This window comes from Alsobacter ponti (genome assembly GCF_024294805.1).
GTDB lineage: Bacteria > Pseudomonadota > Alphaproteobacteria > Rhizobiales > Beijerinckiaceae > Alsobacter > Alsobacter ponti.
In genome coordinates this window covers 162014-176629 of the sequence record NZ_JANCLU010000001.1, presented here as the reverse complement: position 1 = coordinate 176629, position 14616 = coordinate 162014, and the positions used below count along the sequence as shown (strand labels likewise).

The window sequence follows — 14616 nt, the reverse complement described above, 5'->3', positions numbered from 1 at the left end:
GGACCAGCGGCAGCCTTCGTGCTTTTTTGATCGGACGGATGAGACGATGGACAAGATTCCGATGACCCCCGGGGGGTACAAGGCGCTGGAGGAGGAGCTTCGGTTCCGCCAGCAGCAGGAACGCCCCCGGATCATTGCGGCGATTTCCGAGGCGCGGTCGCACGGCGACCTCTCCGAGAACGCCGAGTACCACGCCGCCAAGGAATCGCAGTCCCTGAACGAGGGCCGGATCGCCGAGCTCGAGGACAAGCTGTCGCGCGCCGAGATCATCGACGTGGCCAAGCTGTCCGGGTCGACGATCAAGTTCGGCGCCACGGTGAAGCTCATCGACGAGGACACCGAGGAAGAAAAGACCTACCAGATCGTCGGCGACTCCGAGGCCGACGTGAAGTCCGGCAAGGTGTCCATCAGCTCCCCCATCGCCCGCGCCCTTATCGGCAAGAAGACGGGCGACTCGGTCGAGGTGAACACGCCGGGCGGGGGAAAGAGCTATGAAATCGTGGACGTCGCCTTCGTCTGACCGCGCCGCCCCCGGCGTGGACGGCGCGCGTCTCACGCGCCGCATTTTGCTGGCCGGCGGGGCGTCGCTGGCGCTGGCCGGGTGCGTGACGGCGCAGGTCTCGACCCCGCAGCGCTACAGCGCCGTGATCGTGGACGTCGACACGCTGCGCGCCAAGGGGCTTGGCCTGTTCGCGGACCGCGTCCAGGCCGGCATCGCCGACGCGGCGTCGCGGCTGCTCGCCGGCATGGTCAACCCCTCCGACAAGAGCGCGCCGAAGCTCGTGCTGCGCATCACCTCGGTCAGCTTCACCGAGCCGATGTCGGAAGGCCCGGGCGGCGGCTCGGGGTCGGGCGAGTCGACCGACTACATGGAAGGCGAGGCGCTGATCGTCTCGAAAGGCGCCGTTATCGAGCGCGTGCCGATGCTGGGCGGCTATACCTCGCGCTGGTTCGACGTGCTGAACCCGATGGGCGATCCGCTGCGTCTGCAGGCGCTGTGCGACTTCTGGGTCGGCTGGATGCGCAAGAAGCTCGGCGGCTGAGCCGCCGGCTTCGCCGGCCGGGGCCCGGTGCTCATGGCCAGCCCGCGGGCCTCCGGCCCGCCCGTCCCCGGACCGGTGCAGCGAAGCGGAACCGGAGCCGGGGCCCAGCGCAACATGTCGCGCGTCAGCGCGTCCGAACGAAAAGGCCTATGCCGAGCCGCTTCGCGGCTTCATCCATGCGCTGGATCCCGGATCCCCCTCCGCTATCGCTCCGGGGTTCCGGGAACGGGGGGCGGACTGGCGTCCGCCCGTTCAGAGCGGCGCGATGGGCTCGTCCTTCACTTTTTCGAGCGCCACGGCGGTGCGGATCGTCCGCACATTGGGCAGCGCCGTTAGTTCGCCGACGAGCGCCTGAAAGGCGCGCAGGTCCGGCGCGACGCCCTTGAGGATGAAATCGATGTCGCCGGACAGCGTCCAGCACTCGCGGACCGCCTTCCATTGCCGGATCTGCTCGCGAAAGGTCGCGAGGTCGGCCTCGGCCTGGCTGGAGAGGTGGACGAAGGCGAAGAACACGATCTCCAGCCCCAGCGCCTTCTCGTCCACGAGCGCCCGGTAGCCGGTGATGATGCCCGCCTCCTCGAGCGCGCGGACCCGGCGCAGGCAGGGCGGCGCGGACATGCCGACGCGGCGCGCCAGCTCGACATTCGTCATGCGGCCGTCGGCCTGAAGCTCGCGGATGATCTGCAGGTCGATGTCGTCCAGTCGGAAAGGCACTTAGCTTGGTTCCGTCGATCTCTCTGGCTCCTGTGTAGACAAGGCCAGGCTGCATGAACAGGCCCGGAATGGCTGGGCCCCGTCGTCCTCCAGCGAAATTCGTGCCGATTGCTTGCCTGCCGGGCCGGTTCGTGGCACGCAGCACTCGCCATGTCGCAAGGCCGCGCTCCCGCCATGCTCGCCTCCTCCACGACCTGCTGGGTGCTGACGGACGGCAAGGCCGGGGACGAGGTGCAATGCCTCGGCGTGGCCGAGGCCCTTGGGCTGACGCCCGACATCCGCCGCGTGCGCCCGCGACGACCCTTCGTGTGGGCGATGCCGTGGGGGCCGATCGACCCCGCCGATGCGCCGGCGCGGCCCGGCAGCCCCATCGCGCCCCCCTTCCCCGACCTGCTGATCGCCTCGGGCCGGCGCGCCGTGCCCTATGTCAGGGCGGTGAAGAAGGCCTCCGGCGGGCGCACCTTCACCGTGTTCCTGAAGGACCCTCGCACCGGATGCGGGGCCGCCGACTTCATCTGGGTGCCCGAGCACGACCGCCTGCGCGGCCCCAACGTGCTGGCGACGCTGACCTCGCCCCACCGCCTGTCCGCGCAGCGCCTCGCCGAGGCGGCCGCGTCGCTGCCCCCCGCCATCGCCTCCCTGCCCCACCCGCGCGTCGCGCTGCTGCTCGGCGGCGACAGCCGCAACCACGTGTTCACGCCCGCCGACATCGAGCGGTTTGCGCTGGGTCTTGCCGAACTCTCGAAGCAAGCCCGCCTGATGGCGACCCCCTCGCGTCGCTCGCCGCCGGCCCTCGTCGCCGCGCTGCGCCCGATCGTGGAGGCGAGCGGCGGCTGGTGGTGGGACGGCGCGGGAGAGAACCCCTACATGGCCTTGCTGGCGGGGGCGGACGCGCTGGTCGTCACCGCCGATTCGGTGAACATGGTCGGCGAGGCATGCGCCACCGGCAGGCCGGTGTACGTCTTCGAGCCCAGCGAGCGCGGAAAATCCGGGAATCGGAAGGTCCGCGCCTTCCTTGACGCGCTTTTGCAGCGGGGAGCCGTGCGTTTCTTTCAAGGGCAGCTTGAAAGCAATGCATATCCCGCACTAAATTCCACCCCTCTCATCGCCTCGGCCATCGCCGAGGCGTTTGCGCGGCATCGTTCCAGCTCCGGATCGGACATCTGAGCGCCCCGCCGCGCCGGAATCGAGGACCGTCGTTATGTCGAGCCTGCACGCGAAGCTGGTGATTCTGGGCTCCGGCCCGGCCGGGTATACGGCCGCGATCTACGCCGCCCGAGCCATGCTCGAGCCGGTGCTGATCTCCGGCTACCAGCCGGGCGGCCAGCTCACCATCACCACCGACGTGGAGAACTATCCCGGCTTCGCCGACGTCATCCAGGGCCCCTGGCTGATGGAGCAGATGCAGAAGCAGGCCGAGCACGTGGGCGCGACCATCGTCTCCGACCACATCGGCAGCGTCGACCTTACGCAGCGCCCGTTCAAGCTCGTCGGCGACAGCGGCACGACCTACACGTGCGACGCCCTGATCGTCGCGACGGGCGCGCAGGCCCGCTGGCTCGGCCTGCCGAGCGAGGAGGCGTTCAAGGGCTTCGGCGTCTCCGCCTGCGCCACCTGCGACGGCTTTTTCTTCCGCAACAGGGAAGTGGTGGTCGTCGGCGGCGGCAACACCGCCGTCGAGGAGGCGCTTTATCTCGCCAACATCGCCTCGAAGGTGACGGTGGTGCATCGCCGCGACAGCTTCCGCGCCGAGCGCATCCTGCAGGAGCGGCTGTTCGCGCATCCCAAGGTCGAGGTGATCTGGGACAGCGCCATCGACGAGATCCGCGGCGAGCAGAACCCGCCGGCGGTGACGCATGTGCGCCTCAAGAACGTCAAGACGGGCGCGCTGCGCGAGGTGAAGACCGACGGCGTGTTCATCGCCATCGGCCATAAGCCGGCCACCGAGCTGTTCGTCGGCCAGCTGGCCATGCGGCCCTCCGGCTATCTCGAGACCACGCCGGGCCGCACCGAGACCAATATCGCGGGCGTGTTCGCCGCCGGCGACGTCACCGACGAAACCTATCGCCAGGCCGTCACAGCGGCCGGGCTCGGCTGCATGGCCGCGCTCGACGCCGAGCGCTGGCTCGCCGGGCATCTCCTCGAACGTCAGGCTGCAGAATAATGCCGCTCACCATGCTGTCGTCGTCGCTCGACTGGGACAAGGTCCGGATCTTCTACACCGCCGCCGAGGCGGGCAGCTTCACCCACGCCGGCGACGCGCTGGGGCTGAGCCAGTCGGCGGTCAGCCGGCAGGTCGGCGCGCTGGAACGCGACCTCTCCGTGCCGCTGTTCCACCGCCACGCGCGCGGGCTCATCCTCACCGAGCAGGGCGAGCTGCTGTTTCGCACCGCCAAGGAGATGATGCTCAAGCTCGAGGCCACGCGCTCGCGCCTCAGCGACAGCCGCGAGCGGCCGAACGGCGACCTGCGCGTCACCACCACGCTCGGCCTCGGCGCCAACTGGCTGACGCCGCGGCTGGGAGAGTTCCTCGACCTCTACTCCGAGGTGCGGGTGCAGGTGCTGCTCACCGACGAGGAGCTGGACCTGTCGATGCGCGAGGCGGACGTCGCCATCTGGCTGCGCCAGCCGGTGCAGGGCGACCTCATCCAGCGCCGCCTGTTCACCGTCCACTTCCACGCCTACGCGTCGCCCGAATACATCAAGGGCCACGGCCAGCCCAAGGACCTGTCCGAGTTGGAGGAGCACCGCATCCTCACCTATGGCGGCGTGACGCCCTCCTACTTGATGGACGTGCACTGGCTGACCACGGTGGGCCGCGACCCGAAGAACCCGCGCACGGCCGCGCTGACGGTCAACAACATCACCGCGCTGAAGCGCGCGGTGGAGCGCGGCATCGGCATCGCCGTGCTGCCGGACTACCTCGTCGAGGCCGATTCGGGCCTCGTGCAGGTGTTGAACTCGGACGGCATGCCGTCGCTCGATTCCTACCTGGTCTACCCCGAGGAAATGAAGAACGTGGCGCGCGTGCAGGTCTTCCGCGACTTCCTCGTCAGCAAGGCCCAGCGCTGGACGTTCTGAGGGCGGCGCGGCGGGCCGAGCCCGCCGGCCTCCCCTTGGCGCGACACCGCGTGGCTCGCCTGCGATTGTGGCGGAACATGCTGATTTGCAAGGCGTTTTGCCCAAGAGCCGCGCAGCGCATGGCAGTTATGACATCATATGCGTTGCTCGCATGCGTTGCACTGCGGCATAAGGATCCCGGTTCCGGCCGTGGTCTCCACCTTCCCCTCCCGGTGTTGAGATCACGTTGGACCGTTCCCCTCTGGACGGTTTTCGGGTTTTGATCCGGAACGACTCCAATTTGGCCGGGTATCGGAAACGATACCCGGCCTTTTTTTGAGCATGCCCCGATCAGGAAGCGTGTCGCGCCGGATGGGCCTTGCGCATCACCGCTTCCGCCGGCTTGCCGCTCAGCTCGGCCAGATGATCCAGCGACGAGCTGAACGTGCCGACGCCGGAGGTGGCGGAGCGCAGCTCGACGATGAGGTCTCCGATCTCCGATTCCGGCATCAGCGCCTTCAGCGTGTCCCAGCCCTCCCAGCCCGGTCGCGCGTCGTAGCCCAGGATCTGCCCGCGCCGGCCGGAGACGATGGCGCTGGCCTTCGACATCGCGTCGCTCGGGATGCCGATCTCGACGAGATGGATCGGCTCCAGCAGCACCGACTGCGCCTTGGGCAGCGCCTCGGCCATGCCGAGCCGCGCGGCGGCGCGGAATGCCATGTCGGAGGAATCGACCGTGTGGTAGGAGCCGTCCGTCAGCGCGACGCGCACGTCGACCACCGGGAAGCCCAGCGTCCCCTCGTCCAGCGCCTCGCGCACCCCGTGCTCGACCGACGAGATGTACTGGCGCGGCACCACGCCGCCGGTGATCTTGTCGACGAACTCGAACCCGGAGCCGCGCGGCAGCGGCTCGACCTCCAGCACCACGTCGCCGAACTGGCCGTGGCCGCCGGTCTGCTTCTTGTGCCGGCCGCGCACCGTCACCTTGCCGCGGATGGTCTCGCGGTAGCCGATCCGCGGCGGATGGCGGTCGACCTCGACGCCGTAACGCCCGGAGAGTCGCTCCAGCGAGACGCGCAGATGCACCTCGCCCTGGCCCATCAGGCGCAGCTCGCCGCTGTCGGCCATGTGCCGCATGATGAGCCCGGGATCCTCCTCGGTCAGCTTGGCGAGGGCGGCGTTGAGGCGCACGTCGTCCTTGCGGTCGCGCGTCGAGATGGCGGTCGCGAACACCGGCTCCGGCGGCGCGACCGACGCGACGGCGGCGGGCGGCGTGCGCCCCGCCGCGAAGCTGTCGCCGGTCGACACGCCCTCCAGGCGGCCGAAGGCGAGCACGTCGCCCTCTTTGGCCTCCGGCTCGCGCACGCCGGCCTGTCCAACCAGCCTCTGCACGCCGCCGACGCGGGTTTCCACCCCGCCCGAGCCGATCACCGTGTCGCCTTCCTTGAAGCTTCCGCGCAGCACGCGTGCGACGGACAGTTTGCCGCCATGGGCCGTGTGGATGGTCTTCATCACGTGCGCCAGCGGCTGGCCGGACGCCGGCACGCCCAGCCGGTCGCGCGTGGCGCCGACGCCGGGCGCCTCGTGGCGGAGCGCCTTGAGCAGTCGGGTGATGCCGTTGGCGCGATCGGCCGAGCCGAACAGCACCGGCACGGCGTGTCCGTCGCGCAATTCCTTGCGCAAGTCGTCGAAGACCTGGTCGCGTGGCGGCTCGATCTCCTCGATCAGCTCCTCCATCAGGCGCTCGTCGTAGTCGGCGAGCCGTTCCAGCATGGAGAAGCGCGCTTCGCGCTCGAGCACCAGGTCCTCGGCCGAGATGTCGACCACCTCGCTCGGCGCGTGCTCGCGATAGACGAAGGCGCGCTCCAGCGCGAGGTCGATGTAGCCGACGATGATGCCGTTCTTCCAGATCGGCATCTGGCGCAGCAGGAGCGGCGTGCGGGAAGCGGTCTGCAGCATGGCGAGATGGTCGTGGACCATCCCCGTCAGCGTCTCCACCTTGTTGAGGAAAACGAAGCGCGGGATGCCCGCCTCCTCCAGCTCGCGTAGCACGACCTGCAGCGCGGCCAGCTTCCGCTCGTCGGCCTCGCACACGACGATCGCCGCGTCGCACACAGGCGTCACCGCCCGCATGTCGTGCATGAACTCGACCGAACCGGGGCAGTCGATGAATGTCATCCGCTCGCCCATGAACGTCGTCGTCGCGACGTTGGGTTCGACGCCGTGGCCGTGGGCGCGCGCCTCGGCGCTCGAGTCGCCGACGGTCGAGCCGTCGGTCACGCGGCCGGCGCGCTGAACGGCCCCGGTTCGCTCGAGGATGGCTTCCAGCAGGGTGGTCTTGCCGCTTTGAAAGGGTCCGACGATGGCGATGCATCGCGGACCCATGGGCTCTCTTCTTGAGGCGTTTTGCTCCGAGCCAGACGTAGCCATGCGCTCCTCCCTAGGGGTGGCGTTGGCCGGGCTCCGGCCAACAATCATCGGACTGCTTGGCCTTGCAGCGTTCCGATGCTCTGCCCGCGCGCGGGCCGATGCAAGTGGAATCGGAAACGGCGCGGCGCGCCACGCTTCGGAGCGAGAATTCTCGCGGCCCACTACTTCAAGTTGCAGTTCCGAATCCGAATTATGCAAGCATTGTGGCAACTATGGCCCGAAATAACGGCCCTCATCGCGAGAATGGCGAAATCGTGGCGAGTAACGCGACAAATCACGATGCATAGGCGCCATGCGGAACTCTGTCCGAGCTTGACCTTAAGAGGTCATTTAGAATTATCGAACCATAGACACATCGAAGATTTTCTTCAGATCGGTAAGGAGTTTTTTACCATGACTAAGTACGCGCTGGCCGCCATTGCCTCGATCCTGCTGGCCGGTTCGGCCGTCGCCGCGGACCTTCCCTCCCGCAAGGTGGCGCCCGCCTATGTCGCCCCGGTGGCCCCCGTCTTCACCTGGACCGGCGCCTATGCGGGCGTGACGGTCGGCGCCTCATTCATGAACAAGGGGGGCAAGGACGCCGGCGTCGGCCTCGGCGGCACCGTCGGCTACAACTACCAGCTCCCCAGCAACATCGTGCTCGGCGTCGAGGGCGACCTGAGCTGGCTGCCGCTGCAGCGCCGCGTCGAGGCCGTCGGGGCGACCGGCCACTTCGCCAAGGTCGACGCGACCTGGTACGGCACGGCCCGCGCGCGCGCCGGCTACGCCATCAACAACGTGCTCGTCTACGCCACGGGCGGCGTCGCGGGCGCCGACGTGACGGGCGCATCGCGCGCCTTCTGGACCGCCGGCGGCGGCGTCGAGTTCGCCGTCAACCGCAACTGGTCGGTGAAGGGCGAGTACCTCTACAACGGCTCGCAGAAGGTCAGCACGGACGTCCTGAACGCCGCCGGGGCAGTGACCGGGACGCAGAAGCGCGCGGCCGACTTCAGCGTCGTCCGCGCCGGCGTGAACTACCGCTTCTGACCGGCAGGCCCGGCGGCCTCCCCCGCCCGGCCCCCGAAACGAAAAAGGCCCCGCCGGTTGCGCCGGCGGGGCCTTTCCGTTTTCGGCGCGCTTGCTTCAGCGGAGGCTGGCGCAGAAGCGCTGGATCTTGGCGCAGGCCTGCTCCAGCAGCTCGTTCGACGTCGCGTAGGAGATGCGGAAGTTCGGCCCGAGGCCGAACGCCGAGCCGTGGACGGCCGCGACGCCCTCGGCCTGCAGCAGCTCGGAGACGAAGTCCTCGTCCGTTTCGATCCGCTTGCCGGCCGGCGACACCTTGCCCAGCGCCTCGGCGCAGGACGGGTACACGTAGAACGCGCCTTCCGGCGTCGGGCACTTGAGGCCCTTGGCCTGGTTGAGCATCGACACCACGAGGTCGCGACGACCCTCGAACACCTTGCGGCTCTTCGGGATGAAGTCCTGCGGACCGTTCAGCGCCTCGACCGCCGCCCACTGGGCGATGGAGCACGCGCCGGAGGTCTGCTGGCCCTGCACCATGTCCATCGCCTTGATGAGCGAGTCCGGCGCGCCGGCGTAGCCGATGCGCCAGCCCGTCATCGCGTAGGCCTTGGACACGCCGTTCATGGTCAGCGTGCGCTCCCACAGCGTGGGCTCGACCTGGGCGGGCGTGGTGAACACGAAGTCGCCGTAGGTCAGGTGCTCGTACATGTCGTCGGTGAGGATCCAGACGTGCGGATGGCGCAGCAGCACCTCCGTCAGCGCCTTCAGCTCGTCGCGCGTATAGGCCGCGCCCGACGGGTTGGAAGGCGAGTTCAGCACCACCCACTTGGTGCGCTTGGTGATGGCGCGCTCGAGATCCTCCGCCTGGAGCTTGAAGTTCTTCTCCAGCTTGGTGTCGACGAACACCGGCGTGCCGCCGCACAGGAGCACCATGTCCGGATAGCTCACCCAGTACGGCGCCGGGATGATGACCTCGTCGCCGGGGTTCATCGTCACCAGGAAGGCGTTGTACAGGATCTGCTTTCCGCCCGTGCCGACGATCGTCTGCTGCCACTTGTAGTCGAGGCCGTTCTCGCGCTTGAACTTGGCCGCGATGGCCTCGCGCAGCGGCGTGATGCCCGACACCGGCGTGTACTTCGTCTCGCCCCGGCGGATCGCGTCGATGGCCGCCTGCTTGATGTTCTCTGGCGTATCGAAGTCCGGCTCGCCCACCGACAGGCTGATGATCTCGCGGCCCTGCGCTTTGAGCTCGCGCGCCTTCTGCGTCACGGCGATCGTGGCGGAAGGCTTCACGCGGGACAAAGTTTCGGCGAGGAAGGCCATGTCGAGGCTCCGGGTTGCTGGACAATCGCCCTTTGAAGGGCGCGCGGGAACCTAGTCCCGCCGCAGCGGCAGAGCAAGAAGGAATGGCGGGAAGGGCGCGGCTTTCGCGTGTCCGCGCCGCCGCCTCAACCGCGCCCCTGGAACACGAAAAACGCCCCGGCGGCGATGAGGGCGAAGCCGACCGCGTGGTTCCAGCCCAGCGGCTCCTTCAACACGACGGTCGAAAAGCCCGCGAACACGACCAGCGTGACGACTTCCTGGATCGTCTTCAGTTCGGCCGCCGAATAGACCTGATGGCCGATGCGGTTGGCCGGCACAGCGAGCCAGTATTCGAAAAAAGCGATGCCCCAGCTCACCAGCACCACGGCCCAGAGCGCCTTGGCCGGGAACTTGAGATGTCCGTACCACGCGAACGTCATGAAGACATTGGACGCCACGAGCATCGCGACGGGGAGCACGAAGGGGGACGAGACGAAGGGCATGAGCGGGCTCGCTGAGGGGGATGTCGTCGGTCTCTTAGCATCGGGAAGCGCGCCGCGCCCTTGCTTTCCGGGGCCTGGCGGGGAAGTCTCGCGGCGTCGCATCCGAGACGCTCCAGACATGCGCATGATCGCGTTCGCCGTCCCGATTCTGCTGGCCGTCCTGTTCGCGGCGGCGCGCGCCTTTCCGGACGGGCCGATCGGGCTCGACCGCCTGTGGGAGCGCATCGGCGGCCCGGCCGACCAGGGCCCTGTGGATTTCACGCGGCTGATGCGCCGCGCCGACCCCAACGACGCGCTGGCGTGCCCGCGCGAATTGTGCCCGGACGCCAGGGCCGACATCGTCTCGCCGGTGTGGGACGTGCCCTATCACGACCTGCGCGAAAGGCTGCGCGCCGTCATCCTCGCCGACCCGGGCGCGCGGCAAGTGGCCGAGGCGACGCCCGGCCGCGGCGACCGTTTCGTGGTGCGCACGCCGGTGTGGCGCTTCCCCGACACCGTGGACGTGATGGTTCTTCCGGTTGCGGGCGGCGGCGCGACGGTGGCGATCTACAGCCGCAGCCTGCTGGGGCGCAGCGATTTCGGAGCCAACCTGGCGCGCATCCGCGGCTATCTGGCCGATCCGCGCGTCGCGGCCGGGACCCGGCCGGCTCAGCCGTAGCGCAGCTTGAGCGTGAAGATCGTGCCGATCAGCATGAAGCTGATGGTGTTCGACCAGATCACCGGCTGGCTGCCGATGCCGAAGCCGTAGATGATCCACAAGATGATGCCGATGAGCAGCGTACCCTGCGCCCACGCGGAGATGGCCCGCGTGTCGCGCGTGCGGATGACGCGCAGCGCCTGCGGCAGCCAGCACACGGTCGTCGTCACGGCGGCGACAGCGCCGATGACCTCGATGAGGAAAGGCGACATTGGGAACCTTGGGGGACCTCAGGGGGACCTTGGGGGGGACCGGTGCTTGGGGGGAATCCGAACCTCGGGCTGTCGTTTCGGTGTGGCCCCCGCGCCCGGTCCTGTCAATCCGGAAGACGCCTCCTAGGCCTTGCGCCCCTTGAACGCGCGGGTGCCCGGGCGGCCCGCCTTGCTGCGCGCAGCCGCCTCGGCCCCGAGCGGACGGCCGGCGCCGCCGCCGAGATTGTGCGGCCCCATCTCGTCGAGCGTCGGCTTGCGGGCGCGGGTCTCCGGCATGTTGGCCGCCGCGCCATATTTCCTCGGGCCGCGATAGCCGCCGGTGCGCTCGTCGACTTCGGTCTGGGTGGCCAGCGGGTCCTCGGCGATGGCGAGTTCGGTGGCCTGCAGCCGCTTGATTTCGTCGCGCAGCCGCGCCGCCGTTTCGAATTCGAGGTTGGCCGCGGCCTCGCGCATCCGCTTCTCGAGGTCGGACAGCGTCGCCTTCATGTTGTGGCCGACCAGCGCGCCTTCCTTGGCGACGCCCGTATCCACCCGCACGTGGTCGCGTTCGTAGACGCTGTCGAGGATGTCGCCGATGCTGCGCTTCACGCTTTCGGGCGTGATGCCGTTGGCCTCGTTCCAGGCCTGCTGCTTCTCGCGGCGGCGGTTCGTTTCGGCGATGGCGCGCTCCATCGAGCCGGTGACCTGGTCGGCGTAGAGGATGACCCGTCCGTCGACGTTGCGGGCGGCGCGGCCGATGGTCTGGATCAGCGACGTCTCGGAGCGCAGGAACCCTTCCTTGTCGGCGTCGAGGATGGCCACCAGCGCGCATTCCGGGATGTCCAGCCCCTCGCGCAGCAGGTTGATGCCCACCAGCACGTCGAAGGCGCCGAGCCGCAGGTCGCGCAGGATCTCGATGCGCTCGATCGTGTCGATGTCGGAGTGCATGTAGCGCACGCGCACGCCGTTCTCGTGCAGGTACTCGGTCAGGTCCTCGGCCATGCGCTTGGTCAGCACCGTCACCAGCGTGCGGTAGCCGCCGGCGGCGACCTCGCGGACCTCGCCCAGCAGGTCGTCGACCTGGGCGCGCGCCGGGCGCACGTCGACCACCGGGTCGATCAGCCCCGTGGGGCGGATGACCTGCTCGACGAAGACGCCGCCGGTGCGCTCCATCTCCCATTCGCCCGGCGTCGCCGAGACGTGGACGGTCTGCGGGCGCATGGCGTCCCATTCCTCGAAGCGCAGCGGCCGGTTGTCCATGCAGGACGGCAGGCGGAAGCCGTATTCGGCGAGCGTCGCCTTGCGGCGGAAGTCGCCCCTGTACATGCCGCCGATCTGCGGCACGGTAACGTGGCTCTCGTCGGTGAAAACGAGGGCGTTGTCGGGCAGGTACTCGAACAGCGTCGGCGGCGGCTCGCCCGGCCGGCGGCCGGTGAGATAGCGCGAATAGTTCTCGATGCCGGCGCACGAGCCGGTCGCCTCCAGCATCTCGAGGTCGAACGTGGTGCGCTGCTCGAGCCGCTGGGCCTCCAGGAGGCGGCCCATGCGGTTCAGCTCGTCGAGCCGCTGCTTCATCTCCTCCTTGATGCTCTTCACCGCCTGCTGGAGGGTCGGCTTGGGCGTGACGTAGTGCGAGTTCGCGTAGACCTTCACGAACTCGAGCTCGGCGGTCTTCTGGCCGGTGAGCGGGTCGAACTCGTGGATCGACTCCACCTCGTCGCCGAACAGGCTGACGCGCCAGGCGCGGTCCTCGTAGTGGGCCGGGAAGATCTCCACCACGTCGCCGCGCACGCGGAAGGTGCCGCGCTGGAAGTCGCCCATCGAGCGCTTGTATTGCAGCGCCACCAGGTCGGCGAGGAGCTGGCGCTGGTCCAGCCGCTCGCCGAGCCGGATGGAGAAGGTCATCGCCGTGTAGGTTTCGACCGAGCCGATGCCGTAGATGCACGAGACCGAGGCGACGATGATGACGTCGTCGCGCTCCAGCAGCGCGCGCGTCGCCGCGTGCCGCATGCGGTCAATCTGCTCGTTGATCGACGATTCCTTCTCGATATAGGTGTCGGTGCGCGGGACGTAGGCTTCGGGCTGGTAGTAGTCGTAGTACGACACGAAGTACTCGACCGCGTTGTTCGGGAAGAAGCTCTTGAACTCTCCGTAGAGCTGGGCCGCGAGCGTCTTGTTCGGCGCGAGGATCAGCGCCGGGCGGTTGGTGCGGGCGATGACCTGCGCCATCGTGAACGTCTTGCCCGAGCCGGTGACGCCGAGCAGCACCTGGTCCCGCTCGTGGCGGCTGACGCCGTCGACCAGCTCGGCGATGGCCTGCGGCTGGTCGCCCTTCGGCTCGAATTGCGAGACGAGCTCGAACCTGATGCCGCCTTCGGACTTCTCGGGGCGCGGCGGACGGTGCGGGGTCCACACGCTGGTCTGGCGCAGATTGGGGTCGCCCGCCTCCAGCAGAGCCTTCAGCGACTCGACGGTCGCCGCCGCGCCGGCAATGCCGTTGCCGCGCGTTTGCGCGTCATCCTCCTCGTCGCGCAGCACGTTGCCCTGCCGCACGCGCCTCGGCGCGGCGTTGAGGATGTCGGCGCGCGACAGGCCCTTGTCGCGGCGGCGGTCCCCCGGGCTCAGCGCGTCGGGTTCGGCGGCGCGCTCGCCGCCCGAGGTCGGCAGGCCGAGCTTGCGCGCCAGGGCGGGGTCGACGTTCTCGACGTCCTCCGGGTCGTAGCCCGCCTGCGGGCTCTCGGCCAGCCCGCCGGCGCCACGGCCGCGCTCGCGGTTGAGGGCGGGATTGAGCAGCGCGGCCAGATGCTCGTCGAGCGGCAGCAGCTCGGGCTTCGACGCCTTGGCCCGCGTCTCGCGCGCCGGTTTCTTCGGGGATTTCGCCATCGGCCGAAGATGGGACGAGTCCATGGCGGCGGCAAGGCCGCCGGCCCGCCCTCAGAGCTCGCGCACCTCGACGAAGGCGACCGGCTCGCACGCCGCGATCATCGCGTCGATGACATCCTGGTCTTCGCCGTCCCTGATCTTCGGATAGTCGTCCGGGGCCAGGTACACGATGTAGCCGAGCACGTTGTTGAGCGCCGCGCTGGGGTGTTCCTCGGCGTAGCTGCGCTCGTCGTCGAGGGTCAGCGCGTCGTAGCGCCGCACCGCCTCCAGCGGCGACTCGTCGCGCGGCGGCCCGTCCAGGTCGAGCGTGTCAGCCCGGATGGATCCCGTGACATTGTCGAGGATGATGTAGCGCGGCATGGGCGACTCCGGTGCGTTGGTCGCTCCGGTGTCGCACGCCCGCGCCCCTCAAGCCAAGTCCGCGGCGTGCGTCCCTCGCGTGGGAGGGACGTTCGTGCTAGGATCAGCCATGCTTCGAAGGGCGTCCCTGCCGGCGTCCGTACTGTCGGTCGCCATTGTCGGTCCGGCGCTGGCCTTGCTGCCGGCGGGCGAAGCTCGCGCGCAGGAGCATCGCTTCGTGACGCCCGGCCCCGCCCCTGAGCTGCCGCCTTGCACCTGCCGCGCCAACGGCCAGACCTTCGCCATGGGCGAGACGATGTGCCTGCGCACTCCCGAGGGCGCGCGCATGGTCCGCTGCGTGATGGTGATCAACAATCCGTCGTGGCAGCCGGTGTCGGGCGCTTGCCCCACCGCCGAACTCCCCTACACGCCGCGTCCGCGCGGTTGAGCTT

15 protein-coding genes are annotated in these 14616 nt (G+C 68.9%); 8 read left to right on the top strand and 7 right to left on the bottom strand.

Annotated elements, in window-relative coordinates; translation table 11 throughout:
• The first annotated feature begins 46 nt into the window (after window positions 1–46).
• Both greA and NK718_RS00905 read left to right on the top strand, forming a co-directional pair.
• The gene (gene greA / locus NK718_RS00910) at window positions 47–520 is read left to right on the top strand and encodes a transcription elongation factor GreA (RefSeq protein WP_254737631.1); all 474 of its coding nucleotides are present in this window, start codon (window positions 47–49) and stop codon (window positions 518–520) included.
• Window positions 492–1043 (top strand): hypothetical protein, encoded by a 552-nt coding sequence (locus NK718_RS00905; RefSeq protein ID WP_254737629.1) that lies wholly within the window; start codon window positions 492–494, stop codon window positions 1041–1043. The genes greA and NK718_RS00905 overlap by 29 nt, the downstream gene beginning before the upstream one ends.
• Before the next feature lie 252 nt (window positions 1044–1295).
• Here the strand turns inward: NK718_RS00905 and NK718_RS00900 are convergent, their stop codons facing one another.
• On the bottom strand, window positions 1296–1757 hold the full coding sequence (locus NK718_RS00900) for an Lrp/AsnC family transcriptional regulator (protein WP_254737627.1): 462 nt from the start codon (window positions 1755–1757) through the stop codon (window positions 1296–1298).
• A 150-nt stretch (window positions 1758–1907) separates the two neighbouring features.
• Here NK718_RS00900 and NK718_RS00895 point away from each other — a divergent pair, with 150 nt between their 5' ends.
• The 3 genes from NK718_RS00895 to NK718_RS00885 are packed head-to-tail and all read left to right on the top strand — an operon-like array spanning window position 1908 to window position 4838.
• The gene (locus tag NK718_RS00895) at window positions 1908–2924 is read left to right on the top strand and encodes a mitochondrial fission ELM1 family protein (protein ID WP_254737625.1); all 1017 of its coding nucleotides are present in this window, start codon (window positions 1908–1910) and stop codon (window positions 2922–2924) included.
• 34 nt (window positions 2925–2958) lie between these two features.
• Window positions 2959–3921, top strand: a complete 963-nt coding sequence (gene trxB / locus NK718_RS00890) for a thioredoxin-disulfide reductase (RefSeq protein ID WP_254737623.1) — start codon at window positions 2959–2961, stop codon at window positions 3919–3921.
• Entirely contained in the window at window positions 3921–4838 is a 918-nt protein-coding gene (locus NK718_RS00885) for a LysR family transcriptional regulator (RefSeq protein WP_254737621.1), read from the top strand. Before trxB ends, NK718_RS00885 begins: the two co-directional genes overlap by 1 nt.
• 330 nt (window positions 4839–5168) lie before the next feature.
• On the opposite strand, the gene NK718_RS00880 is transcribed toward NK718_RS00885, so the two are convergent.
• The gene (locus NK718_RS00880; protein ID WP_254737619.1) at window positions 5169–7202 is read right to left on the bottom strand and encodes an elongation factor G; all 2034 of its coding nucleotides are present in this window, start codon (window positions 7200–7202) and stop codon (window positions 5169–5171) included.
• A 438-nt stretch (window positions 7203–7640) separates the two neighbouring features.
• Between NK718_RS00880 and NK718_RS00875 the strand changes: the two genes are divergently transcribed.
• Entirely contained in the window at window positions 7641–8273 is a 633-nt protein-coding gene (locus NK718_RS00875) for an outer membrane protein (RefSeq protein WP_254737617.1), read from the top strand.
• A 96-nt stretch (window positions 8274–8369) separates the two neighbouring features.
• Here NK718_RS00875 and NK718_RS00870 read toward each other — a convergent pair whose 3' ends face one another.
• Window positions 8370–9572: a pyridoxal phosphate-dependent aminotransferase gene (locus NK718_RS00870; protein ID WP_254737615.1), complete on the bottom strand. Its 1203-nt coding sequence runs from the start codon at window positions 9570–9572 to the stop codon at window positions 8370–8372.
• Between the two features lie 125 nt (window positions 9573–9697).
• Window positions 9698–10054, bottom strand: coding sequence for a DMT family protein (locus NK718_RS00865; protein WP_254737613.1), 357 nt, complete (start codon window positions 10052–10054; stop codon window positions 9698–9700).
• A gap of 118 nt (window positions 10055–10172) precedes the next feature.
• On the opposite strand from NK718_RS00865, the gene NK718_RS00860 reads away from it, so the two are divergent.
• Window positions 10173–10712 carry a DUF1499 domain-containing protein gene (locus NK718_RS00860; protein ID WP_254737612.1) on the top strand — a complete coding sequence of 180 codons (540 nt, stop codon included), beginning with the start codon at window positions 10173–10175 and terminating at the stop codon, window positions 10710–10712.
• Here the strand turns inward: NK718_RS00860 and NK718_RS00855 are convergent.
• The 3 genes from NK718_RS00855 to NK718_RS00845 all read right to left on the bottom strand — a co-directional run bounded on the left by NK718_RS00855 (window position 10703) and on the right by NK718_RS00845 (window position 14185).
• On the bottom strand, window positions 10703–10963 hold the full coding sequence (locus NK718_RS00855; protein WP_254737610.1) for a SemiSWEET family sugar transporter: 261 nt from the start codon (window positions 10961–10963) through the stop codon (window positions 10703–10705). The genes NK718_RS00860 and NK718_RS00855 overlap by 10 nt on opposite strands.
• A gap of 123 nt (window positions 10964–11086) precedes the next feature.
• Complete coding sequence (gene uvrB, locus NK718_RS00850; protein WP_254737608.1) at window positions 11087–13825, bottom strand: excinuclease ABC subunit UvrB; 2739 nt, start codon at window positions 13823–13825, stop codon at window positions 11087–11089.
• Window positions 13826–13876: 51 nt separating this feature from the next.
• Window positions 13877–14185 (bottom strand): cytochrome c family protein, encoded by a 309-nt coding sequence (locus NK718_RS00845; RefSeq protein WP_254737606.1) that lies wholly within the window; start codon window positions 14183–14185, stop codon window positions 13877–13879.
• A 109-nt stretch (window positions 14186–14294) separates the two neighbouring features.
• On the opposite strand from NK718_RS00845, the gene NK718_RS00840 reads away from it, so the two are divergent.
• Window positions 14295–14612, top strand: a complete 318-nt coding sequence (locus NK718_RS00840) for a hypothetical protein (RefSeq protein ID WP_254737603.1) — start codon at window positions 14295–14297, stop codon at window positions 14610–14612.
• Window positions 14613–14616 lie beyond the last annotated feature (4 nt).